Annotated in this window: 28 protein-coding genes and 1 pseudogene; 12 read left to right on the top strand and 17 right to left on the bottom strand. The window is 58.0% G+C overall.

Annotated elements, in window-relative coordinates:
* Positions 1-114: 114 nt before the first annotated feature.
* Positions 115-1,479, top strand: coding sequence for an MFS transporter (locus CE636_RS20860; RefSeq protein ID WP_017898924.1), 1,365 nt, complete (start codon positions 115-117; stop codon positions 1,477-1,479).
* Between the two features lie 43 nt (positions 1,480-1,522).
* On the opposite strand, the gene CE636_RS20855 is transcribed toward CE636_RS20860, so the two are convergent.
* Positions 1,523-2,014, bottom strand: coding sequence for a YajQ family cyclic di-GMP-binding protein (locus tag CE636_RS20855; protein ID WP_002891465.1), 492 nt, complete (start codon positions 2,012-2,014; stop codon positions 1,523-1,525).
* A 218-nt stretch (positions 2,015-2,232) separates the two neighbouring features.
* Here CE636_RS20855 and panE point away from each other — a divergent pair, with 218 nt between their 5' ends.
* From panE to CE636_RS20840, 3 genes are read left to right on the top strand one after another with little or no spacing between them, the layout of a single operon-like run.
* A complete protein-coding gene (gene panE, locus CE636_RS20850) occupies positions 2,233-3,144 on the top strand; it encodes a 2-dehydropantoate 2-reductase (protein WP_017898925.1) in 912 nt (303 codons plus the stop codon).
* A complete protein-coding gene (yajL, locus tag CE636_RS20845; protein ID WP_004204820.1) occupies positions 3,107-3,700 on the top strand; it encodes a protein deglycase YajL in 594 nt (197 codons plus the stop codon). Before panE ends, yajL begins: the two co-directional genes overlap by 38 nt.
* A 51-nt stretch (positions 3,701-3,751) precedes the next feature.
* Positions 3,752-4,228 (top strand): SRPBCC family protein, encoded by a 477-nt coding sequence (locus CE636_RS20840; protein WP_017898926.1) that lies wholly within the window; start codon positions 3,752-3,754, stop codon positions 4,226-4,228.
* 66 nt (positions 4,229-4,294) lie between these two features.
* Here CE636_RS20840 and thiI read toward each other — a convergent pair whose 3' ends face one another.
* Positions 4,295-5,743 carry a tRNA uracil 4-sulfurtransferase ThiI gene (gene thiI / locus CE636_RS20835; RefSeq protein WP_004204823.1) on the bottom strand — a complete coding sequence of 483 codons (1,449 nt, stop codon included), beginning with the start codon at positions 5,741-5,743 and terminating at the stop codon, positions 4,295-4,297.
* A 181-nt stretch (positions 5,744-5,924) separates the two neighbouring features.
* Here thiI and xseB point away from each other — a divergent pair, with 181 nt between their 5' ends.
* Genes xseB through CE636_RS20815 form a run of 4 tightly spaced genes read left to right on the top strand, consistent with a single transcriptional unit; the run spans position 5,925 to position 9,983 of the window.
* Positions 5,925-6,167 (top strand): exodeoxyribonuclease VII small subunit, encoded by a 243-nt coding sequence (gene xseB, locus CE636_RS20830; protein WP_004204824.1) that lies wholly within the window; start codon positions 5,925-5,927, stop codon positions 6,165-6,167.
* Positions 6,168-7,067 (top strand): (2E,6E)-farnesyl diphosphate synthase, encoded by a 900-nt coding sequence (gene ispA, locus CE636_RS20825; RefSeq protein WP_004204826.1) that lies wholly within the window; start codon positions 6,168-6,170, stop codon positions 7,065-7,067.
* Positions 7,068-7,085: 18 nt separating this feature from the next.
* Entirely contained in the window at positions 7,086-8,948 is a 1,863-nt protein-coding gene (gene dxs / locus CE636_RS20820; RefSeq protein ID WP_004204827.1) for a 1-deoxy-D-xylulose-5-phosphate synthase, read from the top strand.
* A 60-nt stretch (positions 8,949-9,008) separates the two neighbouring features.
* A complete protein-coding gene (locus tag CE636_RS20815; protein ID WP_017898927.1) occupies positions 9,009-9,983 on the top strand; it encodes an aldo/keto reductase in 975 nt (324 codons plus the stop codon).
* 45 nt (positions 9,984-10,028) lie between these two features.
* Here the strand turns inward: CE636_RS20815 and pgpA are convergent, their stop codons facing one another.
* The 6 genes from pgpA to nrdR form a co-directional block, all read right to left on the bottom strand.
* Positions 10,029-10,532 (bottom strand): phosphatidylglycerophosphatase A, encoded by a 504-nt coding sequence (gene pgpA / locus CE636_RS20810; RefSeq protein WP_004177266.1) that lies wholly within the window; start codon positions 10,530-10,532, stop codon positions 10,029-10,031.
* Positions 10,525-11,496, bottom strand: a complete 972-nt coding sequence (gene thiL / locus CE636_RS20805) for a thiamine-phosphate kinase (protein ID WP_017898928.1) — start codon at positions 11,494-11,496, stop codon at positions 10,525-10,527. The genes pgpA and thiL overlap by 8 nt, the downstream gene beginning before the upstream one ends.
* Before the next feature lie 71 nt (positions 11,497-11,567).
* The gene (nusB, locus tag CE636_RS20800; RefSeq protein WP_004204833.1) at positions 11,568-11,987 is read right to left on the bottom strand and encodes a transcription antitermination factor NusB; all 420 of its coding nucleotides are present in this window, start codon (positions 11,985-11,987) and stop codon (positions 11,568-11,570) included.
* Between the two features lie 19 nt (positions 11,988-12,006).
* Positions 12,007-12,477: a 6,7-dimethyl-8-ribityllumazine synthase gene (ribE, locus tag CE636_RS20795; protein ID WP_001021161.1), complete on the bottom strand. Its 471-nt coding sequence runs from the start codon at positions 12,475-12,477 to the stop codon at positions 12,007-12,009.
* Positions 12,478-12,564: 87 nt separating this feature from the next.
* The gene (gene ribD / locus CE636_RS20790) at positions 12,565-13,668 is read right to left on the bottom strand and encodes a bifunctional diaminohydroxyphosphoribosylaminopyrimidine deaminase/5-amino-6-(5-phosphoribosylamino)uracil reductase RibD (RefSeq protein ID WP_004204834.1); all 1,104 of its coding nucleotides are present in this window, start codon (positions 13,666-13,668) and stop codon (positions 12,565-12,567) included.
* A gap of 3 nt (positions 13,669-13,671) precedes the next feature.
* On the bottom strand, positions 13,672-14,121 hold the full coding sequence (nrdR, locus tag CE636_RS20785) for a transcriptional regulator NrdR (RefSeq protein ID WP_002890417.1): 450 nt from the start codon (positions 14,119-14,121) through the stop codon (positions 13,672-13,674).
* Between the two features lie 147 nt (positions 14,122-14,268).
* Here nrdR and CE636_RS20780 point away from each other — a divergent pair, with 147 nt between their 5' ends.
* Both CE636_RS20780 and CE636_RS20775 read left to right on the top strand, forming a co-directional pair.
* A complete protein-coding gene (locus tag CE636_RS20780) occupies positions 14,269-14,808 on the top strand; it encodes a DUF3251 domain-containing protein (protein ID WP_004204835.1) in 540 nt (179 codons plus the stop codon).
* A gap of 300 nt (positions 14,809-15,108) precedes the next feature.
* On the top strand, positions 15,109-15,993 hold the full coding sequence (locus CE636_RS20775) for a nucleoside-specific channel-forming protein Tsx (RefSeq protein ID WP_004204836.1): 885 nt from the start codon (positions 15,109-15,111) through the stop codon (positions 15,991-15,993).
* A gap of 42 nt (positions 15,994-16,035) precedes the next feature.
* Here CE636_RS20775 and CE636_RS20770 read toward each other — a convergent pair whose 3' ends face one another.
* The 8 genes and pseudogenes from CE636_RS20770 to CE636_RS28895 all read right to left on the bottom strand — a co-directional run bounded on the left by CE636_RS20770 (position 16,036) and on the right by CE636_RS28895 (position 22,952).
* On the bottom strand, positions 16,036-16,731 hold the full coding sequence (locus tag CE636_RS20770; RefSeq protein WP_004204837.1) for a helix-turn-helix transcriptional regulator: 696 nt from the start codon (positions 16,729-16,731) through the stop codon (positions 16,036-16,038).
* A 24-nt stretch (positions 16,732-16,755) separates the two neighbouring features.
* Positions 16,756-17,121 carry a VOC family protein gene (locus CE636_RS20765; protein ID WP_004204838.1) on the bottom strand — a complete coding sequence of 122 codons (366 nt, stop codon included), beginning with the start codon at positions 17,119-17,121 and terminating at the stop codon, positions 16,756-16,758.
* Positions 17,122-17,258: 137 nt separating this feature from the next.
* The gene (secF, locus tag CE636_RS20760) at positions 17,259-18,230 is read right to left on the bottom strand and encodes a protein translocase subunit SecF (RefSeq protein ID WP_004204839.1); all 972 of its coding nucleotides are present in this window, start codon (positions 18,228-18,230) and stop codon (positions 17,259-17,261) included.
* A 10-nt stretch (positions 18,231-18,240) separates the two neighbouring features.
* Positions 18,241-20,088 carry a protein translocase subunit SecD gene (secD, locus tag CE636_RS20755; protein WP_004204840.1) on the bottom strand — a complete coding sequence of 616 codons (1,848 nt, stop codon included), beginning with the start codon at positions 20,086-20,088 and terminating at the stop codon, positions 18,241-18,243.
* A gap of 26 nt (positions 20,089-20,114) precedes the next feature.
* The gene (gene yajC / locus CE636_RS20750) at positions 20,115-20,447 is read right to left on the bottom strand and encodes a preprotein translocase subunit YajC (protein WP_002890398.1); all 333 of its coding nucleotides are present in this window, start codon (positions 20,445-20,447) and stop codon (positions 20,115-20,117) included.
* 22 nt (positions 20,448-20,469) lie between these two features.
* Complete coding sequence (gene tgt, locus CE636_RS20745; RefSeq protein WP_002890395.1) at positions 20,470-21,597, bottom strand: tRNA guanosine(34) transglycosylase Tgt; 1,128 nt, start codon at positions 21,595-21,597, stop codon at positions 20,470-20,472.
* 110 nt (positions 21,598-21,707) lie between these two features.
* A complete protein-coding gene (gene queA / locus CE636_RS20740; protein ID WP_004204841.1) occupies positions 21,708-22,772 on the bottom strand; it encodes a tRNA preQ1(34) S-adenosylmethionine ribosyltransferase-isomerase QueA in 1,065 nt (354 codons plus the stop codon).
* 64 nt (positions 22,773-22,836) lie between these two features.
* Positions 22,837-22,952 (bottom strand): annotated as a pseudogene (locus CE636_RS28895) (hypothetical protein).
* Positions 22,953-23,040: 88 nt separating this feature from the next.
* Here CE636_RS28895 and acpH point away from each other — a divergent pair.
* Both acpH and CE636_RS20730 read left to right on the top strand, forming a co-directional pair.
* The gene (gene acpH, locus CE636_RS20735; protein ID WP_017898929.1) at positions 23,041-23,622 is read left to right on the top strand and encodes an ACP phosphodiesterase; all 582 of its coding nucleotides are present in this window, start codon (positions 23,041-23,043) and stop codon (positions 23,620-23,622) included.
* 127 nt (positions 23,623-23,749) lie between these two features.
* Positions 23,750-24,352: a peroxiredoxin gene (locus CE636_RS20730; protein WP_004178733.1), complete on the top strand. Its 603-nt coding sequence runs from the start codon at positions 23,750-23,752 to the stop codon at positions 24,350-24,352.
* 144 nt (positions 24,353-24,496) lie between these two features.
* Here the strand turns inward: CE636_RS20730 and CE636_RS28890 are convergent, their stop codons facing one another.
* Entirely contained in the window at positions 24,497-24,643 is a 147-nt protein-coding gene (locus tag CE636_RS28890) for a hypothetical protein (protein ID WP_032446996.1), read from the bottom strand.
* Between the last annotated feature and the right edge of the window lie 24 nt (positions 24,644-24,667).

Below are 24,667 nucleotides of genomic sequence, written 5' to 3'. Positions count from 1 at the left end.
TTTACCAACTTGCCGCATCGCGCAACAGCCCCGTAATATCTGTTAAACAAACATTTATTTACGCTTCTTACCCCCCGCCGCTACACTAGGCGCAGTTTTTATATTGAGGTGGTAATGAACGATAACAAAATGACGCCAGGGGAACTGCGCGCGACCTGGGGTTTGGGGACGGTATTCTCCCTGCGCATGCTTGGCATGTTTATGGTCCTGCCGGTTCTGGCCACGTATGGCATGGCATTGCAGGGCGCCAGTGAAGCGCTGATTGGCCTGGCGATCGGCATCTACGGTCTGGCGCAGGCGGTGTTCCAGATCCCCTTCGGACTGTTATCTGACCGTATTGGCCGTAAGCCGTTGATCGTCGGCGGCCTGCTTATTTTCGTGCTCGGCAGCGTCATCGCCGCGCTCACCGACTCCATCTGGGGCATCATTCTTGGCCGTGCCCTTCAGGGCTCCGGCGCCATCGCCGCCGCGGTCATGGCCCTGCTCTCCGATCTCACCCGCGAACAGAACCGCACTAAAGCGATGGCGTTTATTGGCGTCAGCTTCGGCGTCACTTTCGCTATCGCCATGGTGCTGGGGCCGATTATTACCCATCAGCTGGGTCTGCACGCCCTGTTCTGGATGATCGCCATCCTGGCGACCGTCGGCATTCTGCTCACCCTGTGGGTGGTTCCCAACAGCCAGAACCACGTGCTTAACCGCGAATCCGGGATGGTGAAGGGCTGCTTTAGCAAGGTGCTGGCGGAGCCGCGCCTGTTGAAGCTCAACTTTGGCATCATGTGCCTGCACATCATGCTGATGTCCACTTTTGTCGCGCTGCCCGGACAGCTGGAGGCCGCCGGCTTCCCGGCCGCCGAGCACTGGAAGATTTACCTGGTCACCATGGTTATCTCCTTCATCTCGGTGGTGCCGTTTATCATCTACGCCGAAGTGAAGCGTAAGATGAAGCGCGTCTTTTTGCTCTGCGTCGCCATCCTGCTGATTGCGGAGATTGTCCTCTGGGGCGCAGGAGGCTACTTCTGGGAACTGGTGGCGGGCGTTCAGCTCTTCTTCCTGGCGTTTAACCTGCTGGAAGCGCTGCTGCCGTCGTTGATTAGCAAAGAGTCGCCGGCGGGCTACAAAGGCACCGCGATGGGCGTCTACTCCACCAGCCAGTTCCTCGGGGTGGCGATTGGCGGCGCCCTTGGCGGTTGGGTCGATGGTTTCTTTGATTCGCAGACCGTGTTTCTGCTGGGCGCCCTGCTGGCGATGCTGTGGCTGCTGGTGGCCAGCACCATGAGCGAGCCGCCCTACGTCAGCAGCCTGCGGGTAGAGGTACCGGACGGCGTGGTGGTCGACAGCGCGCTGCAGGCGCGTCTGCTGAATGCCAGCGGGGTTCATCAGGCGCTGGTGGTGCCCGAGGAGCGTTCGGTGTATATCAAAATCGACAGCAAAGTCACCAACCGCTTTGAGATAGAGCAGCTCATCAAAGGGGTATAAAAAAAGCGGGGAATTCCCCGCTTTTTGCTGTCTGTCGGCCGCCTTAGTCGCGGAAGTTTTTGAACTGGAACGGTTGTCCCAGATCGCCACCGCGCACCAGCGCCATCACCGACTGCAGATCGTCGCGGGACTTACCGGTCACGCGGATCTCTTCGCCCTGAATCTGGGCCTGCACTTTCAGCTTGCTGTCTTTGATCAGTTTAACGATCTTCTTCTGCACCGCGCTTTCAATGCCCTGCTTCAGCTTCGCTTCAACAAACCAGGTTTTACCGCTGTGTACGATATCTTCCGGCACGTCGAGGGAGGTGCCTTCAATGCCGCGCTTGAGCAGCTTGGCGCGCAGGATATCCAGCAGCTGGTTCACCTGGAAGTCAGACTCGCTCAGCACTTTAATGGTCTTGTTGGCGTCGTTTAATTCAAACGTGGCTTCAACGCCACGAAAATCAAAACGCGACTCGACTTCGCGGCTCGCGTTGTCTACCGCGTTACGGGCTTCCTGAAGATCAACTTCAGAGACAATATCGAAAGATGGCATCTTTTCCTCTCCTTCCGTTTCTTTTGCGTTGCATAATACCTACAACGCGGCATAACTCAACTTGTTATCCCGGAAGCTTAGCTGATTACGCAACGCTCGCGCTATTTTCCCCATGCTGCCCGACGACGCCGAAACCCCCTTTCCGTGCGACGATGCGAAAAGCGACGAGATAGACTTTAGTCATCAGCGCCTGGGGTAGCGGCAGATGAGGAGGAACAATGAAAGTAACCGTACTGGGATGCGGTGCACTGGGACAACTATGGCTGACCGCGTTGTGCAAACAGGGACATGAAGTCCAGGGCTGGCTGCGCGTGCCGCAGCCATTCTGTAGCGTCAACGTCATTGAAACCGACGGCTCGGTGTTCAACGAGTCGCTGACGGCCAACGATCCCGATTTTCTTGCCAGCAGCGAGCTGCTGATTGTCACTTTAAAAGCCTGGCAGGTTTCAAACGCGGTGAAGCACCTGGCCGCGATCCTGCCGGACACCACGCCGATTGTGCTGGTGCATAACGGCATGGGAACCGTCGAGGAGCTGCGCAGCGTGAAACAGCCGTTGCTGCTGGCCTCCACCACCCAGGCTGCTCGCCGGGACGGGAATGTCATCATCCACGTCGCCCAGGGCACCACGCATATCGGGCCGGCGAAAAGCTACGAACAGGACTACAGCTACCTCGCTGAAGTGCTGCAGAACGTGCTGCCGGATGTCGCCTGGCACAACAATATTTTCTCGGCCACCTGGCGCAAACTCGCGGTTAACTGCGTGATTAACCCCCTGACCGCGATAAAAGGGTGTAAAAATGGCGATCTGCGCGACTATCCGCAGGAAGTTGCGGCCATTTGTCGCGAGGTGGCGGCAGTGATGGAGCGCGAAGGTATTCATACCTCGGCGGAAAACCTGCTATTTTATGTCGAACAGGTGATTGAAAGTACGGCAGAAAATATCTCATCCATGCTGCAGGACGTTCGCGCCCAGCGGCACACGGAGATCGACTATATCACCGGTTTTCTGCTCAACCGCGCCCGCGCCCACGGCGTTGCCGTACCGGAAAACGCCCGCTTATTTGAACTGGTCAAGCGTAAGGAGAATGAATATGAGCGCGTCGGCACTGATTTGCCTCGCCCCTGGTAGCGAAGAGACCGAAGCGGTCACCACTATCGACCTGCTGGTCCGCGGCGGGGTGAAGGTGACCACCGCCAGCGTCGCCAGCGACGGCGGCCTGACCATCGTCTGCTCGCGCGGCGTCAAGCTGCTGGCGGATGCTCCTCTGGTCGAGGTGGCCGATGGCGATTTCGATATTATCGTCCTCCCGGGCGGCCTCAAGGGAGCGGAGTGCTTTCGCGACAGCCCGCTGTTGGTGGAAACCGTCCGCCAGTTTCATCTCTCTGGGCGCATTGTGGCCGCTATCTGCGCCGCTCCGGCGACCGTGCTGGTACCTCATCATCTGTTCCCGATCGGCAACATGACCGGTTTTCCAGCGCTGAAGGCGCAGATCCCCGCCGATCAGTGGCAGGATAAGCGGGTGGTCTGGGATCCGCGGGTGAATCTGTTAACCAGCCAGGGTCCAGGGACATCGATTGATTTCGCCCTGAAAATGATCGATCTGCTGGTGGGGCGCGAGAAAGCGTATGAGGTCGCCTCACAGTTGGTGATGGCCGCCGGCATCTATAATTACTACGAAGCCTGATAGCCGGTCCGCGCCGCGGACTGGCTCCCCCTTTTCCTGAGGAGTCGTAGCATGTCCCGTAGCGCAACCGATTCTCGCGATCTTGTTATCAGCCGCCTGCTCAGCGCGCCCGCCGCAGCCCTGTGGCGCGCGTGGGCCGACCCGGCATTACTCCGAACCTGGTGGTGCCCGAAGCCCCGGCAAACCGAGGTTCTGACCTTTGATTTTCGCGCCGGCGGGGCCTTTCACACCGTGATGCACGGCCCTGACGGTGAACGCAGCGATAACCCCGGCTGTTTTCTTGAGGTTATCCCGCAACAAAAAATCGTCATGACCTCGATGCTGACGGCGGATTATCGCCCCGCCGTTTCCCCCTTCGCGATGACGGCCATCATCACTTTTGCCGATGAACAGGGCGGGTGTCGCTATACGGCTACGGTGCTGCATGCCGATGATGAAACCCGCGAGCAGCATGAGCAGATGGGATTTTTCGAGGGCTGGAATATTGTCATCGATCAACTCAATGACCTGGCGCTGACCCTGCGCTAATACACTCCCCAGCCAATAGTAAAAAGGCCTTCCATCAAGGAAGGCCTTTTGCATCATAACAACCTGTTACGGGCGATAAACTTTCACGTTGCTGAAGCCCTGCTCGCGCAAATAAAGCGCCTGCAGACGGCTCATCACTCCGCGTTCGCACCACAGCAGCCAGGTTTTACTCTGATCGAGATCGCCAAACTTGGTGCTCAGCTTGTAGAACGGCAGAGAAACAACTTCAACCCCCTCGACCTTAAGCGGCTTGTCTTCCTGCTCGTCGATGGAGCGAATGTCGAGGATCGCGTCGTTGGCGCCAAAGCCGTTCACGGTTTCCACTTCCACCACCGTCTCTTCCGTCTGCTGGGCGATTTCGCGGATATCGATATTGCTCGCCTCTTCCACCACTTTATCGAGGATGCTGAAATCGAAGTGTTCTTCTTCCGCTTCAATCTTCGCCTTCACCGCCTTCACGGTCGGGCTCTTGGAGATCACGCCGCAGTACTCCGGCATCGTGCGGGCGAAATCTTCCGTACCGATCTCGCGGGCCAGGTCGATGATGTGCTCTTTATCGTGCGAAATCAGCGGACGCAGGATCAGGGTATCGGAGACGTTGTCGATCAGGCGCAGGTTGGTGAGAGTCTGACTGGAGACCTGGCCCAGCGCTTCGCCGGTGACCAGCGCCTGCACGCCGTAGCGTTCCGCGACTTTTGACGCGGCGCGGACCATCATGCGCTTGAGCACCACGCCCATCTGGCCGTCATCCACTTTTTCAAGGATTTCGCCGACCACCGGCTCAAAGTTAATCGCCACAAAGCGAACGCGGTGAGAGCTGCCGAAGCGGTTCCACAGGTAATGCGCGACCTGGCGGACGCCAATCTCATGGGCGGCGCCGCCAAGGTTAAAGAAGCAGTAGTGCACGCGGCAGCCGCGGCGCATCAGCATGTAGCTGGAGACGCCGGAGTCAAAGCCGCCGGAAATCAGCGACAGCACATCTTCCTGCGTGCCGATCGGGAAACCGCCGATACCTTCATAGCGGCCTTTCACCAGCAGCAGGCGATCGTTTTCAATCTCAAGATTGACGGTAACGTCCGGGTCGGTCAGCTTCACGCGCGCCGTTTCAATATGCTGATTCAGGCCGCCGCCGACGTAGCGCTCCACCTCAATTGAGGTGAATTCATGTTTGCCGCGACGCTTCACCCGCACGCAGAAGGTTTTGCCTTCCAGCGCCTCGCGCCACAGCGGCAGCGTCTGCTCAAAAATATCGTGCAGCGAGGTGAACGGTACGTCTTCGACTTCCAGAATATGGTGGATGCCGGGAATACGGGTCAGCGCATCGCGAATAGCCGGGCGCTGATTTTCATCTTTCGCGCGAACTTCGATATGATCCCAATGGCGAACGACGGCCAGCGTCTCGTCATAGTTTTTGAGAACGTTACGAATGTTCCCGGTTAAGATTTTAATGAAGCGCAACCGCACAGATTGGCTTTTGATGGTGATTTCCGGGAACAATTTAATGATAAACTTCATGGCGACAATAGTTCGTTGGCAAGCCCGACGGGGCTTTAAGCAAAAGTTGTAAAGCAGCGCACACCGGTGCCTGCATCCTGGGCGCGGAGTATATCACCATTGCGCGTTATTTGCTTACACGCGTGACTTCGTTACCATACCCGGTATTGCCGTCGCGAAATAACAAGAGTCTATATTCACTATGCCAAAGAAAAATGAGGCCCCGGCCAGCTTTGAAACTGCACTGGGCGAACTGGAGCAGATCGTAAACCGTCTGGAAAGCGGCGATTTGCCGTTAGAAGAAGCGCTCAGCGAATTTGAGCGCGGGGTCCAGCTGGCCCGCCAGGGGCAAAGCCAGCTGCAGCAGGCCGAACAGCGCGTGCAGATCCTGCTGGCGGATAGTGAAGATTCCCCGACCACGCCTTTTACGCCGGACGCTGAATAAATGGATTTCCCGCAACAATTGCAGGCCTGTGTGGAACAGGCTAACGAGGCGCTGCGCCGTTTTATCGCGCCGCAGCCCTTTCAGAACACTCCGCTGGTGGAAGCGATGCATTATGGCGCACTCTTAGGCGGTAAACGCCTGCGTCCCTTCCTTGTCTACGCTACCGGCGAGATGTTCGGCGTGAGCCGCACCACGCTGGATGCCCCTGCCGCCGCGGTCGAATGCATTCATGCTTATTCTCTGATGCATGATGATTTGCCGGCGATGGATGATGACGATCTGCGTCGCGGACTGCCGACCTGCCATATTAAATTTGGCGAAGCCAACGCAATTCTTGCGGGAGATGCCCTGCAAACGCTGGCGTTCTCTATACTCAGTGATGCGCCGATGACGGACGTCCCTGACCGGGATCGTCTGGCGATGGTTTCCGAACTGGCGCAGGCCAGCGGCGTGGCGGGCATGTGCGGCGGCCAGGCGCTGGATCTACAGGCGGAAGGACAGCAGGTGAATCTGCAGGCGCTGGAACGTATCCACCGCCACAAAACGGGCGCGCTAATCCGCGCCGCCGTCCGCATGGGGGCGCTGAGCGCCGGCGAGCGCGGGCGTGCCGCCCTGCCCGCGCTGGATCGCTATGCGGAAAATATCGGCCTGGCCTTCCAGGTCCAGGATGACATTCTCGACGTGGTAGGGGATACTGCGACCCTTGGCAAACGTCAGGGTGCCGACCAGCAATTGGGTAAAAGCACCTATCCCGCCCTCCTGGGTCTTGAGCAAGCCCGGAAGAAAGCGCACGACCTGATCGCTGATGCCCGCCGTTCGTTAGATGAACTGGCCGCACAATCTCTGGATACTTCGGCACTGGAAGCGCTCGCGAATTACATTATTCAGCGCGATAAATAAACAATAAATGAGTCTCTGATGAGTTTTGATATTGCCAAATACCCGACCCTGGCGCTGGTAGATTCCACCCAGGAGTTGCGCCTGTTGCCAAAAGAGAGCCTGCCGAAGCTGTGTGATGAGCTGCGGCGCTACCTGTTGGACAGCGTCAGCCGCTCCAGCGGTCACTTTGCCTCTGGCCTCGGCACGGTGGAACTGACCGTGGCGCTGCACTACGTCTATAACACGCCCTTCGATCGCCTGATCTGGGACGTCGGTCACCAGGCCTACCCGCATAAAATTCTGACCGGCCGCCGCGACAAAATCGGCACCATTCGCCAGAAAGGCGGCCTGCACCCCTTCCCGTGGCGCGGTGAAAGCGAGTACGACGTGCTGAGCGTCGGTCACTCCTCCACCTCCATTTCCGCTGGCATCGGGGTGGCTATCGCCGCCGCGAAAGAGGATAAACAGCGGCGCGCGGTGTGCGTGATTGGCGACGGGGCGATTACCGCCGGCATGGCGTTTGAGGCGATGAACCACGCCGGGGATATCAAACCCGACCTGCTGGTGGTGCTGAATGACAATGAAATGTCGATCTCCGAGAACGTCGGGGCGCTGAATAATCATCTGGCGCAGCTGCTCTCCGGTAAGCTCTACTCCACCCTGCGCGAAGGCGGCAAAAAGGTCTTTTCCGGCGTACCGCCGATTAAAGAGCTGCTTAAGCGGACCGAAGAGCATATCAAAGGCATGGTGGTGCCTGGGACGCTGTTTGAAGAGCTGGGCTTTAACTACATCGGCCCGGTGGATGGCCACGATGTGCTCGGTCTGGTCAGCACCCTGAAGAACATGCGCGACCTGAAGGGCCCGCAGTTCCTGCATATTATGACCAAAAAAGGCCGCGGCTATGAGCCCGCCGAGAAAGACCCGATCACTTTCCACGCGGTGCCAAAGTTCGACCATACCAGCGGCGTACTGCCCAAAAGCAGCGGCGGTCTCCCTTCCTATTCGAAAATCTTCGGCGACTGGCTGTGCGAAACGGCGGCCAAAGACAGCAAGCTGATGGCCATCACCCCGGCGATGCGCGAAGGTTCAGGGATGGTGGAATTTTCGAAGAAATTCCCCGATCAGTACTTTGATGTCGCCATCGCCGAGCAGCATGCAGTCACCTTCGCCGCCGGACTGGCGATTGGCGACTACAAACCAGTGGTGGCTATCTACTCCACCTTCCTGCAGCGAGCCTACGATCAGGTGATCCACGATGTGGCTATTCAGAAGCTGCCGGTGCTGTTTGCCATCGACCGCGCCGGGATTGTCGGCGCAGACGGCCAGACGCATCAGGGGGCGTTCGATCTCTCCTTCCTGCGCTGTATTCCGGATATGGTGGTGATGACGCCGAGCGATGAAAATGAATGCCGCCAGATGCTGTACACCGGCTACCACTACAGCGACGGACCCTGCGCGGTGCGCTATCCGCGCGGCAGCGGCACCGGCGCGACGCTGGAGCCGCTGGCATCGCTGCCGATCGGCAAAGGGGTAGTGAAACGCCAGGGCGAAAAGGTAGCGATCCTCAACTTCGGCACCCTGCTGCCGGAGGCCGCAGCGGTGGCGGACAAACTCAACGCCACCCTGGTGGACATGCGCTTTGTGAAGCCGCTGGATACCGCGCTGATCCTGCAGCTGGCAGGCGAGCACGACGTTCTGGTGACGCTGGAAGAGAACGCCATTATGGGCGGCGCCGGCAGCGGCGTGAATGAAGTGCTGATGGCCCATCGCCGGGCGGTACCGGTGCTCAATATTGGCCTGCCGGACGTCTTTATTCCGCAGGGCACTCAGGAAGAGATCCGCGCCGACCTCGGCCTCGATGCCGCCGGTATTGAAGCCAAAATCCTCGACTGGCTGGCATAATCGCCCCTCCCGCTCCTGCTATGCTTAAGGGATACCCTTGATGAATAGCAGGAGCGCACCATGCACTATATCCCCCTCGGCGATACTGCCTTACGTGTTTCCCGACTCTGCCTCGGCTGCATGACCTTCGGCGAGCCGGACCGCGGCAGACACGCCTGGACGCTTCCGGAAGAGAGCAGTCGCCCGCTCATCCAGCACGCCATTGAAGGCGGCATCAACTTCTTCGATACCGCAAACAGCTACTCCGACGGCAGTAGCGAAGAGATCGTCGGCCGCGCTCTGCGCGACTTTGCCCGCCGCGACGAGGTGGTTGTCGCCACCAAGGTCTATCACCAGGTCGGCGATCTGGCGGAAGGGCTTTCCCGGGCGCAGATCCTGCGCTCTATCGACGACAGCCTGCGCCGTCTCGGTATGGACTATGTCGACCTGTTGCAGATCCACCGCTGGGACTACAGCACCCCGATTGAAGAGACGCTCGAAGCGCTGGACGAGGTGGTGAAAGCCGGCAAAGCGCGCTATATCGGCGCCTCGTCCATGCATGCCCGGCAGTTTGCCCAGGCGCTGGCGCTTCAGCAGCAGAACGGCTGGGCGCGCTTCGTCACCATGCAGGATCACTACAACCTGATTTACCGGGAAGAAGAGAATGAGATGCTGCCCCTGTGCCAGCGTAACGGCGTGGCGGTGATCCCGTGGAGCCCGCTGGCGCGCGGCAGGCTGACCCGCCCATGGGGTGAGACCACCGCCCGGCTGGTCTCGGATGAGTTCGGCAAATCGCTTTACAGCACCAGCGAAGAGAACGACGCGCAGATCGCCGGGAATCTCGCGGACGTGGCGGAAGAGCTCGACGCCAGTCGCGCGCAGGTCGCCCTCGCCTGGCTGTTAAGCAAGCCCGGCGTCGCCGCGCCAATTATCGGTCCGTCGCGTCAGGAACAGCTCGATGACCTGTTGCAGGCGGTGGATTTGACGCTATCTCCGGAACAGATCGACAAACTGGAGGCGCCCTATCAGCCGCATCCGGTGGTGGGATTTAAGTGACGGGCGTGGTTTCCCCGACAGCATGGCGCTGCCGGGGAGAAGCGGTCAAAGCAGACCGATGGGCCAGTGATGGCCAATAACATACAGCACGCCGGCGGAGATCACGCCGGCGACGATATCATCCACCATGATCCCCATTCCGCCGTGAATATTACGGTCAAACCAGCGAATCGGCCACGGTTTCCACATATCGAAGATACGGAAAATGACGAAGCCGGCGGCCACCCACTGCCAGTCCAGGGTCGGCAGCGCCATCAGGGTGATCCACATCCCGACGAACTCGTCCCAGACGATGCTGCCGTGGTCATGGGTGCCCATATCTTTGGCCGTGCGATGGCACAGATAGACCCCGATACAGATGCTCATCATCACCACCAGCGAGTAGAGCTGCCAGGGGAGAAAAGTCATCAGATACCAGAACGGGATCGCCGCCAGCGACCCCATCGTGCCCGGCACCACCGGGCTTAAGCCGCTGCCAAAGCCGGTCGCCAGCAGATGCCATGGATTACGCATACTCAGGCGGCTAAGCGCCTCGTCTCGACTACGCAAAGTGATCGTATCCCTTTAAATCAAGCGTGACCGGCTTACCGTCGCGGATAAACTGCAGACCTTCGCTCTCCGGCGCAATCTGTCCGATACAGGTAAAACGCGCGCCAAGATGGCCAAGGGCCACGTCCAGCGCCCCACGGTTCAGTTCCGGTACGGTAAAGCACATCTCGTAGTCTTCGCCACCGGCGAGCGCCCAGCGCAGCGCCTGCTCAGAATCAACCTGGCGTAGCATCGCGTCAGAGTACGGCATGGCATCAAGCTCGATACGCGCGCCGCAGCCGCTGGCTTTGAGAATATGACCCAGATCGGAGATCAGGCCGTCGGAGAGATCGATCGCCGACGTCGCCAGGTCGCGCAGCGCCTGGCCCTGCAGCACGCGGGGCATCGGACGCAGGTGACGGGCCAGCAAATAGTCGGCGTCAGTCGGCGTATCCACCGTCAGCCGGTTCTGCAACAGCGCCAGGCCGGCGGCGCTGTCCCCCGGGGTACCGGTGACATAGATCCAGTCTCCCGGCTTCGCACCTGAACGCTTCATGGCGCGCCCAGGCGGCACAAAGCCGTGGATACCCAGGGTCATGGCGAGCGGGCCACGGGTGGTGTCGCCGCCAATCAGCTGCATATCGTAGTAGTCAAGCTGGACAAACAGGCTGTCGCTGAAGGCTTCCAGCCAGGCTTCATCCACCTCCGGCAAGGTCAGCGCCAGGGTGAGCCACGCCGGCTCCGCGCCCATCGCTGCGAGGTCGCTCAGGTTCACCGCCAGGGCTTTATAGGCGAGGTCGGCCGGGTCGATATCGGGTAAGAAGTGATTGCCCGCCACCAGAGTGTCGGTGCTGATTGCCAGCGTTTTTTTCTCGGGAATATTCAGGAGAGCGCAGTCGTCGCCGATACCGGTCTCGACATCAAGACGAGCGCTTTTAACGCGATCAAAATAACGGGCAATCAGGGAGAATTCGCCACATGCCATACGTTATGCCTCAGCAAAATAATAAATAAGGCCGGGTTGCGAGACGACCCTCGCAAAACCCGGCCTGCAGTTTACTTCTTGTGGGGACGAATTACCGGAGCCGCTTTGTCCAGCACACCGTTGACGAACTTGTGGCTATCTTCAGCGCCGAAGGTTTTCGCCAGTTCGATAGCTTCATTGATGGCCACTTTATACGGTACGTCATCGCGTTTGGACAGCTCAAACAGCGCGATACGCAGCACCGCTTTTTCCACCTGACCCAGCTCTTCCAGCTGACGGGACAGGTAGGGCTTCATCAGGCCGTCGAGGTACGCGCTGTTAGTCGCCACTCCGGACAGCAGTTCGCGGAAATACAGAACATCAACATCTTTTACGTCCTGTTCCGCCAGGAACTGGTATTCGACATCAGCGATGTCGTTCTGGGACAACTGCCAGGAGTAGAGCGCCTGAACGGCACACTCACGGGCGCGGCGACGAGCAGCAGGTTTCACGGAATTCCCCTTACAAAAATCAGGCCTTGATGGCTTTCAATACGTTAATCATTTCCAGCGCGGTCAGCGCAGCTTCTGCGCCTTTGTTACCGGCTTTGGTGCCAGCGCGCTCAATGGCTTGTTCAATACTTTCAGTGGTCAGAACACCAAAGGCTACCGGGATTTCGCTGTCCTGAGCGACGTGCGCCAGGCCATTGCTGGCACCGCCTGCCACATATTCAAAGTGGGCGGTACCGCCGCGAATCACCGTACCCAGCGCGATCACCGCGTCATATTTACCGGTTTTCGCCAGTGCGCCAGCCGCCAGCGGCAGCTCATACGCGCCTGGAACCCAAACAACGGTGATGTTTTCATCTTTTACCTGACCAATGCGTTTCAGGGCGTCAATCGCACCTTCCAGCAGGCTGTCATTGATAAAGTTGTTGAAACGCGCAATGGTGATGGCGACGCGAGCGTCCGGGGTAGCAACGTTAGCTTCAATAATGTTCATACTCTTCCTTCGGGTTCATGTGCCCCGCAAGGGGGGCGGATTTTATCATATTATTCTGAGCGCTGCTTCCTAATAATCAGGAAAGCCTCACGCAGTGGTTAAATGCAGGCAGACATCCGGGCCAACCTGACGTATCTCATTGAATTTAAAATGGGGCGCCTGGCTCAGTTCTTCAAGCCCCGGCAGCGCGCATAATCCACGCGCCGCATTGCCTAACAGTTTAGGCGCAATATAGACGATAAGCTCGTCGACCAGCCCCGCCTGCAGCAGCGCCCCGGCAAGCGTGGCCCCCGCCTCCACCCAGACGCTGTTGATCTGCTGTTTGCCAAGCAGCATCATCAGCAGCACCAGATCGAGATGGCCGTTATGTTCCGGAACCAGCAGCGTGCGCACGCTGTCCGGCCACTGGCGCTCATCGGCGCCCAGGCGGGCAAACAGCGTTTCCCCCGCCTGCTGCACAATACGATGCTCAGGCGTGACGCGGTTCTGACTGTCGATCACGACGCGCAGCGGCTGGCGCAAATTCTCTTGGGGATACAGCGCCTGGGTATCGGCGCTCAGCTCCTGCCAGCGCACGGTCAGCGCCGGATCGTCCGCCAGTACGGTGGCGCTGCTGGTCAGAATGGCATGGCTCTGTGCGCGCAGACGCTGCACGTCGCGTCGCGCCTGCGGGGAGGTGATCCACTGGCTTTCGCCGCTGGCCATCGCCGTGCGGCCGTCCAGCGAAGCACCCAGCTTGAGCTGCACCCAGGGAAAACCGGTGCGCATCCGCTTCAGGAAGCCCTTGTTCAGCGCTTCCGCCTCGTTCATCATCAGCCCGTGGCTGACTTCAATACCGGCCTGCTGCAGACGGTACAAGCCGCGCCCCGCCACCTGCGGGTTCGGATCCTGCATCGCGGCGACCACGCGGCTGATGCCGGCGGCAATCAGCGCATCGCAGCACGGCGGCGTACGGCCGTGGTGGCTGCAGGGCTCAAGGGTGACATAGGCGGTGGCGCCTCGCGCCTGTTCCCCCGCCATCCGCAGGGCGTGCACTTCGGCGTGCGGCTCGCCGGCGCGATAGTGGAACCCTTCGCCGACGATCTCGCCGTCTTTTACAATGACACAGCCAACGTTAGGGTTAGGATGGGTGGTAAAGCGACCGCGGGCGGCGAGCTTAAGCGCACGCGCCATGTACATTTCGTCCTGCATGGCTTAGTCCTGTAAGCGGGCGATCTCTTCGCCGAATTCTTTGATATCTTCGAAGCTGCGATAGACCGACGCGAAGCGAATATAGGCGACTTTATCCAGTTTTTTCAGCTGTTCCATCACCAGATTGCCGATCATTTTGCTGGCCACTTCGCGCTCGCCGGTGCCGCGCAGATGGGTTTTGATATGGTTGACCGCCATTTCGACGTCATCGGCGCTGACCGGACGTTTCTCCAGCGCTTTCAGCATCCCACTGCGCAGCTTGTCTTCGTTGAAGGGTTCACGCACATCGTTACTCTTCACCACCCGGGGCATCACCAGCTCCGCCACTTCGAAGGTGGTAAAGCGCTCATTACAGACCAGACACTGCCGACGGCGACGCACGGAAGAGCCTTCCCCCACCAGACGAGAGTCAATCACTTTGGTATCCACGGCGAAACAGAAAGGGCAATGCATAGCGCGTCCTGACAGGTAGTTAAACTGAAGGGTAGTTTACCGCGAAGTGACCTGACTACAAAGAAAGAGCTTTTGAGACAAAGGATCTATGGGAGAGACAGGCGGTTTGGCTACCATTAAGCATCCTCTGCAAACGGAATCCTGACCATGACAAGACGTTACCTGAAACTCGCCATCGCGGGCAGCCTGTTTACCCTTACCGCCTGCGCCCAGCAAAGCGAAATCCGCCAGATGCACCAGAGCGTGAGCACCCTGAGCCAGGAGATGACCCAGCTCAATCAGCAAACGATCAAAATTACCCAGCAAAACGCGCTGAACGCGAAATCTACCCGCGGCGTCTATTTGCTGCCGGAGGCGAAAACCCCGGCGCGGCTGGAGAGCCAGATCGGCACCCTGCGCATGTCGGTGGCGAGCATTACGCCGGATGGCGACGGATCACGCCTGACGTTACGTATTCAGGGCGAATCCAACGATCCGCTGCCGGCCTTTACCGCCACCGTCGCCTCCGGACAGATCACCGGCACTACCCACAGCTATCAGGAAGTGAATGTTCAGGATCAGTTGATCAGCGCCCCGGCCAGCATCCTCGCACCCAGCGATGTCAACATCCCGCTGCGCCTGAACGTAACGCCGGACAAAGTCGGTTTTATTCGCGTCCACGATATCCAGCCCGCCGCCGCACAGTAAGCCTTTGCGCCGGGCTTTCCCCTGCCCGGCGACATCCTGCCCCGTCATTCTTCTCCACTTACAACTTTTCACAAGAGTTCATTAGAAATCGTTCTGCATCGCGATTTTCAGTAGCATTTTGTCAAGAAATGCATAGAATCGTGAACGCAATCGATTACGCATGTTCTGGTTATGTGAAACAACACGTATTTTTGTGAGCAATGATTCCTATAATAGACCTCCACAGAAAGACGAAATATTTAGAAACGCTTCGGCACTTCTTTTAACGCCTTCAGGCTCAATTTAAACAGTGGCATTACTATGAAAAAAACATTACTGGCAGCGGGTGCGGTTGTGGCGCTCTCCACTTCTTTTACCGCGGGCGCGGCAGAAAACGACAAACCGCAGTATCTGTCTGACTGGTGGCACCAGAGTGTTAACGTGGTAGGGAGCTACCACACCCGTTTCGGACCGCAGATCCGTAACGATACCTATCTGGAATACGAAGCGTTCGCCAAAAAAGACTGGTTTGATTTTTACGGCTATATCGATGCTCCGGTGTTCTTCGGCGGCAATAGCACGGCAAAAGGTATCTGGAACAACGGTTCTCCGCTGTTTATGGAGATCGAACCGCGCTTCTCTATCGACAAGCTGACCAACACCGATCTGAGCTTCGGGCCGTTCAAAGAGTGGTATTTCGCGAACAACTATATCTACGATATGGGCCGCAATGATTCCCAGGAGCAGAGCACCTGGTATATGGGTCTGGGTACCGATATCGACACCGGCCTGCCGATGAGCCTGTCGTTGAACGTCTACGCCAAATACCAGTGGCAGAACTACGGCGCGTCCAATGAGAACGAGTGGGACGGCTACCGCTTCAAAGTGAAATACTTTGTGCCGCTGACCGACCTGTGGGGCGGTTCGCTGAGCTACATCGGCTTCACCAACTTCGACTGGGGTTCTGACCTCGGCGATGACAACTTCTACGATCTGAACGGGAAGCACGCGCGCACCAGCAACTCCATCGCCTCCAGCCACATCCTGGCGCTGAACTACGCGCACTGGCACTACTCGGTAGTGGCCCGTTACTTCCATAACGGCGGCCAGTGGGCTGACGATGCCAAGCTGAACTTCGGCGATGGCGATTTCAGCGTCCGCTCAACCGGCTGGGGTGGTTACTTCGTGGTTGGTTACAACTTCTAATTGCTGAAACGGCAAGACAACGCCCGGGCCATCCGGGCGTTTTTATTTCTCCCACACGTCGCACCGAACCTTGCGCAGAAAATCATTTAACGAGCGGTCGGCGCACTCGCTGAATCGACGCTCGGTCGCCCTGACCGCCAGACAGCGGTCGAGGCGAAAGTTGCGATAATCATTGCGCAGCTCACACCAGGCTACCAGCAGCCAGCGCTCCCCCCAGAAAAACAGCCCCAGCGGCAGCACGTCGCGCTCGGTCACCCGACCGGACTCATCCTGATAGCGCAACGCCAGCACCTGCTGGCCGGAGACCGCCTGATGAATGATGTCAAAGAAGGTTTTGGCATAGCGATGGGCGCCGAGATCGGGGGCAAACAGGCGGGTCTGCTCCGCCTGGCGTCGGCGCGCCTCCGGCAGGATCGCCAGCATCTTCTCCTGTGCGGATTCCAGCGATTGCGACAGCGCCTCGCCGCCCCAGGTTTTCAGCAGCCGGATCGCGGCGATCAGCGCTTCGGATTCTTTGGTGGTCAGCATTAGCGGCGGCAGATCGTAGCCCGCCAGCAGCCGGTAGCCGCTACCCGCCTCCCCCTCCACCGGCACGCCGGAGAGGGAGAGATCGCGAATATCGCGATACACGGTGCGCTCCGACACGCCCAGCCGCTCCGCCAGCAGCGAGGCGGTGGTGAGCCGCCTGCCGCGCAGGATCTGCACAATCTGAAATAAACGGTCGGCGCGTCGGGTCATGTTTCACTTCACAAAAAGTTCAGGTTAAGCCGGTTGATGCAGGCCGACGCGGTTGCCCTCGCTGTCAGTAAACAGCGCGATGGTGCCAATATTATTCGGCAGCGTCAGCGGCCCGAAAACACACGCCCCACCCGCCGAGGCGACGCGGTCGAGTGTGGCGGCAAGATGGTCTGTATGCAGGTAAATAATAGCGCCCTGCGCTGAAGGCGCGATACCCTCAAATTTGGCCAGCGCGCCGCCGGGGGCCGGGTCCTGATGCGGGAACACCGCCAGCTCGGCGCAGTCCATGGTTTCGCGACGCAGCGTCACCTGCATCACCGGCTCATAAAACGCGACGGCGCGATCCATATCGGCGACCGGAATTTCAAACCAGTTAATCACGTTATTCATACTTCCTCCTGCTCGTTATTGAGTTCAAAAGGAGTGTATGGGAGGGCTCCTGACAGCATACTGTCAGCAGGTTTTGTCGCGGGCAAAAAAAATCCCGGCCGCCTGGGCCGGGATTGCTTTATTTCAACTGAACCGTATTACGGCAGAATTGACGGCTGGTCCGCCCCTTCTTTTTCCACCTTCTGCTGCAGCAGATGCTCGCGCTTCATGCCCAGCTTCAACGCCAGCGCGGAGGCGACGTAGATAGAAGAAGCCGTACCGATGGAAACACCGATCAGCATGGTCAGCGAGAAGCCTTCCAGAATCGGGCCGCCGAACAGGAACAGCATCAGGATCACCATCAGGGTGGTCCCGGAGGTGATCAAGGTACGGTGCAGCGTCTGGGTCAACGACACGTTGAAGATCTCGTACGGCGTACCGCGGCGGATCTTACGGAAGTTTTCACGGATACGGTCCGATACCACGATACTGTCGTTCAGCGAGTAGCCGATAACCGACATCAACGAGGCCACAATGGTCAGGTCGATTTCGATATGGAACAGCGACAGCACGCCCATGGTGATCACCACGTCGTGCGCCAGGGCGATAACCACCCCCGCCGCCAGACGCCATTCGAAGCGGAAGCCGACGTAGATCAGGATACAGACCAGCGCGGCAATCAGCGCCAGGGCGCCGGTTTGCGCAAGGTCCGCACCGACGCTCGGGCCGACAAACTCAATGCGCTTCACCGCCGCGTTCTGGCTGGTCGATTCGTTAATCACCGTCACGACCTTACTGCCCAGCTCCTGGCTGCCGTTGGCGTCATGCACCGGCGGCATACGTACCATGATGTCGCGGCTGCTGCCAAAGTTCTGCACCTGCGGCTCTTCAAAGCCCGCTTTTTGCAGGGAATCGCGCATCTGGTCGAGATCGACCGGCTTCTCAAGGGTAATTTCGATCACCGTACCGCCGGTGAAATCGAGACCCCAGTTAAAGCCGCGGACGCCGATGATGGCGATCGACACAATCAGCAGAAAACCTGAAATGCCGAAGGCCCAGTAGTCCCAGCGCATAAAGTCCCAGACTTTACGGCCGTGGTTCAATTGTTCAACAGTATATTCCTGTGCCACAACGCACTCCTCAGATAGACAGCTTTTTAACGCGCTTGCCGCCGTACAGCAGGTTCACGATGGCACGGGTGCCGACGATAGCGGTAAACATTGAGGTCGCGATACCGATACCGGTAGTAATCGCAAACCCTTTAATGGCACCGGTACCGACCGCGTACAGGATGATCACTTTGATAAGCGTCGTCACGTTGGCGTCGAAGATCGAGCTGAACGCGCCGCGATAACCTTCGTCAATCGCCTGCTGAACGGTACGCCCGTTGCTCAACTCTTCTTTGATGCGCTCGTTGATCAGAACGTTAGCATCGACCGCCACCGCAAGGGTTAACACGATACCCGCGATGCCCGGCATGGTCAGCGTCGCCCCCGGGATGAGGGACATAATGCCGACAATCAGCACCAGGTTGGCAATCAGCGCCGAGGTCGCAATCAGACCGAACTTCTTATAGAAGAGGATCATGAACAGGATGGAGACCACCAGGCCGGCCAGACAGGCTTCCAGACCCTGCTTGATGTTCTGCATACCAAGGGTTGGGCCGATAGTCCGCTCTTCGACGATCTGAATCGGCGCAATCAACGCGCCGGCACGCAGCAGCAGCGACAGCTGGCGCGCTTCGTTCGGGTTGCTGATACCGGTAATACGGAAGCTGTTACCCAGACGCGACTGGATGTTGGCGATGTTAATCACCTCTTCCTCTTTCGCCAGGATAGCCCGACCGTTGGCGTCTTTCTTACCGCTGTCTTTATACTCCACGAACAGGGTCGCCATCGGCTTGCCGATATTGTCCTTGGTGAAGTTGGACATGATGTTACCGCCCGCGCTGTCCAGCGAGATGTTGACCTGCGGCTGGTTGTACTCATCCATGCTGGAGGTCGAGTCGGTGATATGGTCACCGGTCAGGATCACCCGCTTGTACAGCACCACCGGCTGGCCTTCACGCGTCTGCTTCACTTCCGAGTCGCCCGGTACGCGGCCAGAGGCGGCGGCGGACTGGTCAACGTTGGTATTGACCAGACGGAACTCGAGGGTCGCGGTCGCGCCAAGGATCTCCTTCGCCCGCGCGGTATCCTGGATACCCGGCAGCTCAACGACGATGCGGTCAGCGCCCTGACGCTGAACCAGCGGTTCGGCGACGCCTAGCTGGTTCACACGGTTACGCAGAATGTTAATGTTCTGCTGAACCGCGTACTCACGGGCTTCTTTCAGGCGCTCATCGGTCATCACCGCTTTCAGGCTGTTGTCACCCTGAGAGGAGATCACCAGATCGCGATGGCGAGGGCTGAGATAAGAGATAGCCTGGTCGCGCGCCGCGCTGTCGCGGAAGACGATGCTCAGACCGTAGTTGTCTTCCTTGCGCACGGTCGCGTAAGGAATGCCTTTGTCGCGCAGCTCGCTGCGCAGGCTGTCGATGTTCTGTTCCTGCAGTTTGCCTAACGCGGTGTCCATGTCGACTTCCATCAGGAAGTGCACGCCGCCGCGCAGATCAAGACCCAGCTTCATCGGTTCGGCATAGAGTGCCGCCAGCCAGCGTGGGGTTGCCGGAGCAAGGTTTAGCGCCACGACGTATTTGTCACCCAGCACGGTAAGCAGCGCTTCACGCGCGCGCAGCTGGGTATCAGTGGTGTCGAAGCGCGCAAGAATAGCGCCCTCTTCCAGTGCCACAGACTTCGCGGTAATTTTTTCTTCTTGTAAAGTTTTCTGGACCTGGATCAGCGTTTGCTCACTGGCGGCGACGCCGCGCGCGCCAGTGATTTGAACAGCCGGATCCTCACCATACAGGTTGGGAAGCGCATAGATCAGGCCGACGACAATGACGACGACCAGCATGACATACTTCCACAAAGGATAACGGTTTAACACGGCAGTTCCCTTTGGGAAAAGTTAGATTACAGCGCCTTCATGGTGCCTTTCGGCAGAACGGCAGCAACGAAGTCACGTTTGATAACCACTTCAGTGGTATCGTTCAGCGCGATAGCAATGTAGCCAGTTTCCGCTACTTTGGTCACGCGACCGACCAGACCGCCGTTGGTCAGCACTTCATCACCTTTGGCGATAGAGTTCATCAGGTTCTTATGTTCCTTGGTGCGCTTCTGCTGTGGACGCAGGATCATGAAGTAAAAAATCAGACCGAACACCACCAGCATCAGAATCAGAGACATCGGGCTGCCCTGCGCCGGTGCACCCGTTGCCGCTACCGCATCAGAAATAAAAAAGCTCATTGAAATTCCCTCATTATTAAAATTAATCAACGTTCAAAGGAGGCACGGTGCGCCCCTGACGTTGGTAAAAATCGGTCACGAAGCTCTCTAATTTACCCTCTTCGATAGCCTTGCGTAAACCAGCCATTAAACGCTGATAGTAGCGCAGGTTATGAATGGTATTGAGACGCGCGCCCAATATTTCGTTGCAACGGTCAAGGTGATGCAAGTAAGCGCGTGAATAATTGCGACATGTATAGCAATCACACTCGGCGTCCAGCGGCGCGGTATCGCTTTTGTGCTTCGCGTTACGGATTTTCACCACGCCGTCGGTGACGAACAGGTGGCCGTTACGCGCGTTGCGCGTCGGCATGACGCAGTCGAACATATCGATACCGCGACGTACCCCTTCCACCAGATCTTCCGGCTTCCCGACGCCCATCAGGTATCGTGGTTTATCGGCCGGGATCTGCGGGCAGACGTGCTCCAGAATACGGTGCATGTCTTCCTTCGGCTCGCCGACCGCCAAACCGCCGACAGCGTAGCCATCAAAGCCAATCTCTACCAGACCTTTCACCGAGATATCACGTAAATCTTCGTAAACGCTGCCCTGAATGATGCCGAACAGCGCATTTTTATTGCCAAGGCTATCGAAACGGTCACGGCTGCGCTTCGCCCAGCGCAGAGACATCTCCATTGAGCGCTTGGCGTAATCCCAGTCCGCTGGATACGGCGTACATTCGTCGAAGATCATCACGATATCAGAGCCGAGATCGTACTGAATCTCCATGGATTTTTCCGGATCGAGGAAAATCGGATCGCCATTGATTGGGTTGCGGAAATGCACGCCCTGCTCGGTGATCTTACGGATATCGCCAAGGCTGAACACCTGGAAGCCGCCGGAGTCGGTCAGGATCGGTCCTTTCCACTGCATAAAATCGTGCAGATCGCCGTGCAGCTTCATGATCTCCTGACCCGGGCGCAGCCACAGGTGGAAGGTGTTGCCGAGAATAATCTGCGCGCCGGTGGCTTCCACCTCTTCCGGCGTCATCCCTTTGACGGTGCCGTAGGTGCCAACGGGCATAAAGGCCGGTGTTTCCACCACGCCGCGCTCAAACACCAGGCGACCGCGGCGGGCGCGACCGTCGGTGGTATCCAGTTCAAATTTCATGCTTGCTCCTGCGTCAGAAAAACAGTCCGACGTTTTCATACTCGCCACGGAATGATTCCGTGGCTAAAAAAATGCGTCATGGCGTCCAAAAAGCCGGCGGGCCGGCCTCTTCAGGGACGCTCAGAAATAGCCTGCGGATTGTACGTGATAAACATCGCATCCCCGTAGCTAAAAAAGCGATATTTCTGCTCCACCGCTACCTTATAGGCGTTCATGGTGTGCTGATAACCCGCAAACGCCGACACCAACATAATCAGTGTGGATTCAGGGAGATGGAAGTTGGTTACCAGCGCATCGATCACCTGGTACTGATAACCCGGATAGATGAAAATCTGCGTATCGTCGAAGAACGGCGCAATCAGGGCGTCTTTCGCCGCCTGCGCCGCGCTCTCCAGCGAGCGTACCGAGGTGGTGCCCACCGCGATCACGCGATTGCCGCGCGCCTTCGCCGCCAGCACCGCATCGACTACCTCCTGCGGCACTTCCGCATATTCAGAGTGCATGGTGTGCTCTTCAATGCTGTCGACGCGCACCGGCTGGAAGGTACCCGCGCCCACGTGCAGGGTGACAAACGCCATCTCAACGCCTTTGGCGCGCAGTTTATCCAGCAGCGGTTCGTCGAAGTGCAGACCAGCGGTCGGGGCGGCTACCGCGCCCGGCCTGGTGCCGTAGACGGTTTGATAGAGCTCGCGGTCAGCGTCTTCATCCGGGCGGTCAATGTAGGGCGGCAGCGGCATATGGCCAATCCCGTTAAGGATCTCCAGCACCGGGCGCTCGTCGTTAAATTCCACTTCAAACAGCGCGCCGTGACGCGCCAGCATGGTGGCCTGAATGCTCTCGTCGTCGCCCAGCAGCAGCTCGGCGCCCGGCTTCGGCGCTTTCGAGGCGCGAATATGGGCGAGGATGCGCTTATCATCCAGCATCCGCTCCACCAGCACTTCGATCTTGCCGCCGCTGGCCTTACGACCGAACAGACGCGCCGGGATCACCCGGGTGTTGTTAAACACCAGCAGATCGCCAGGATTGAGCTTATCGAGGATGTCGGTGAAGGTGCCATGCGTCAGCGCGCCCGTCGGCCCGTCCAGGGAAAGTAAGCGGCAGCTGCTGCGCTCAGGCATCGGATAGTGGGCGATCAGAGATTCGGGTAGTTCAAAAGCAAAATCGGTAACGCGCATGACGGTAACTCAGACTGAATAAAGAGGCGGGTAGTCTAGTGCCGGGGCGTTCTGCCTGCAACCTTTACCCCTCCGGACGAATGACATAATCTATATTCCAAATCATTCCGAATGCCGCCATGCGGCAGCCGAATGCATCACCGGTGGCAGAGGGCCGCGCGCGGCCAGACAGCACGCCATTCGGGCACCGGGGCTGCCGTTCAGGGCGACGCGCAGCGCTACACCGCTCACTCTGCTCGCCATAAAGTATTTAAAGGATGTCGTCGCTATGAATTTTCTCGCCCACCTGCACCTGGCCCATCTCGCCGACAGTTCGCTGCCCGGCAATCTGATGGCCGACTTTGTGCGCGGCAACCCGCAGGGCGACTATCCGGCGACGATCGTCGATGGCATCTATATGCATCGGCGAATTGACGTGCTGACTGACAACCTGGCGGAAGTCAAAGAGGCGCGGGAGTGGTTTCGCCCGCAGACCCGCCGCGTCGCCCCCATCACCCTCGACGTCATGTGGGATCATTTCCTGTCGCAGCACTGGGCGCAACTCTCCCCTGACCTGCCGCTGGACGAGTTCGTGCGCTACGCCGAGCGGCAGATCGTGCCGATCCTGCCCGACTCGCCGCCCCGCTTCGTCAATCTCAATCAATACCTGTGGTCGGAGCGCTGGCTGGAGCGCTATCAGGAGATGGATTTTATTCAGCGCGTGCTCAATGGCATGGCCAGCCGCCGCCCGCGTCTCGAGGCGCTGCGCGACTCCTGGCAGGATCTGGATACCCACTACGACCGGCTGGAGGGGCAGTTCTGGCGCTTTTATCCGCAGATGATGCGTCAGGCGAAAAACAAACAGCTGTAATCGCTGCGACATTGATAGGTAAAAGCTGGCTGAACGATTGTCAGCGCCTCTTTGTGTTATTGGCGGACAGGCTCTATACTTGCCCGCGTTGCGTTCCAAATAACCTTAGTAATTACAGGAGAATCAAATGGTTCTGGTCACTCGTCAAGCGCCGGATTTTACTGCAGCCGCTGTGCTGGGTAATGGTGAGATCGTTGAGAAATTCAATTTCAAACAGCACACCAACGGTAAACCTACCGTTCTGTTCTTCTGGCCGATGGACTTCACCTTCGTTTGCCCGTCTGAGCTGATCGCGTTCGACAAACGTTACGAAGAATTCCAGAAACGCGGCGTGGAAGTGGTTGGCGTTTCCTTCGACTCCGAGTTCGTGCACAACGCATGGCGTAATACCCCGGTAGACCAGGGCGGTATCGGCCCGGTTAAATACGCGATGGTTGCCGACATCAAACGTGAAATCCAGAAAGCTTACGGTATCGAGCATCCGGACGAAGGCGTAGCGCTGCGCGGCTCCTTCCTGATCGACGCCAACGGCGTGGTTCGCCACCAGGTGGTTAACGACCTGCCGCTGGGCCGTAACATCGACGAAATGCTGCGCATGGTTGACGCGCTGCAGTTCCACGAAGAGCACGGCGAAGTCTGCCCGGCGCAGTGGGAAAAAGGAAAAGAAGGTATGGCTGCCTCTCCGGAAGGCGTGGCAAAATACCTGACCGAAAACGTCTCCAGCCTGTAATCGGCACCCGTTTTTATAAAAGGCCCGCTCAAGCGGGCCTTTTTTGTTAGCGGCGTCAAAATTTAAGAAAATGACCCGCTGATATTTGTGACCAGCAATACACTTCTGCTGAAAAATTTCGCTCTGCCTCTCATTTTTTCTCTGTCAAATTTCAGCGTTAAATCTCAACCACTTCATAACAGTCTGAAAAACAAATAAATTAATTATATGATTTTCAGCCAGCACTTTGCCGTCGATGTGATCGCCATCAATATTTAAAACCGCGGATGTGATCTCATCCATCATTTTTATCAATGTATTTGGTCATGATTTTAC

This window comes from Klebsiella sp. LY (genome assembly GCF_004010915.1).
Taxonomy (GTDB): Bacteria; Pseudomonadota; Gammaproteobacteria; order Enterobacterales; family Enterobacteriaceae; genus Klebsiella; species Klebsiella quasipneumoniae.
This window is presented reverse-complemented; position numbering and strand designations above follow the sequence as displayed.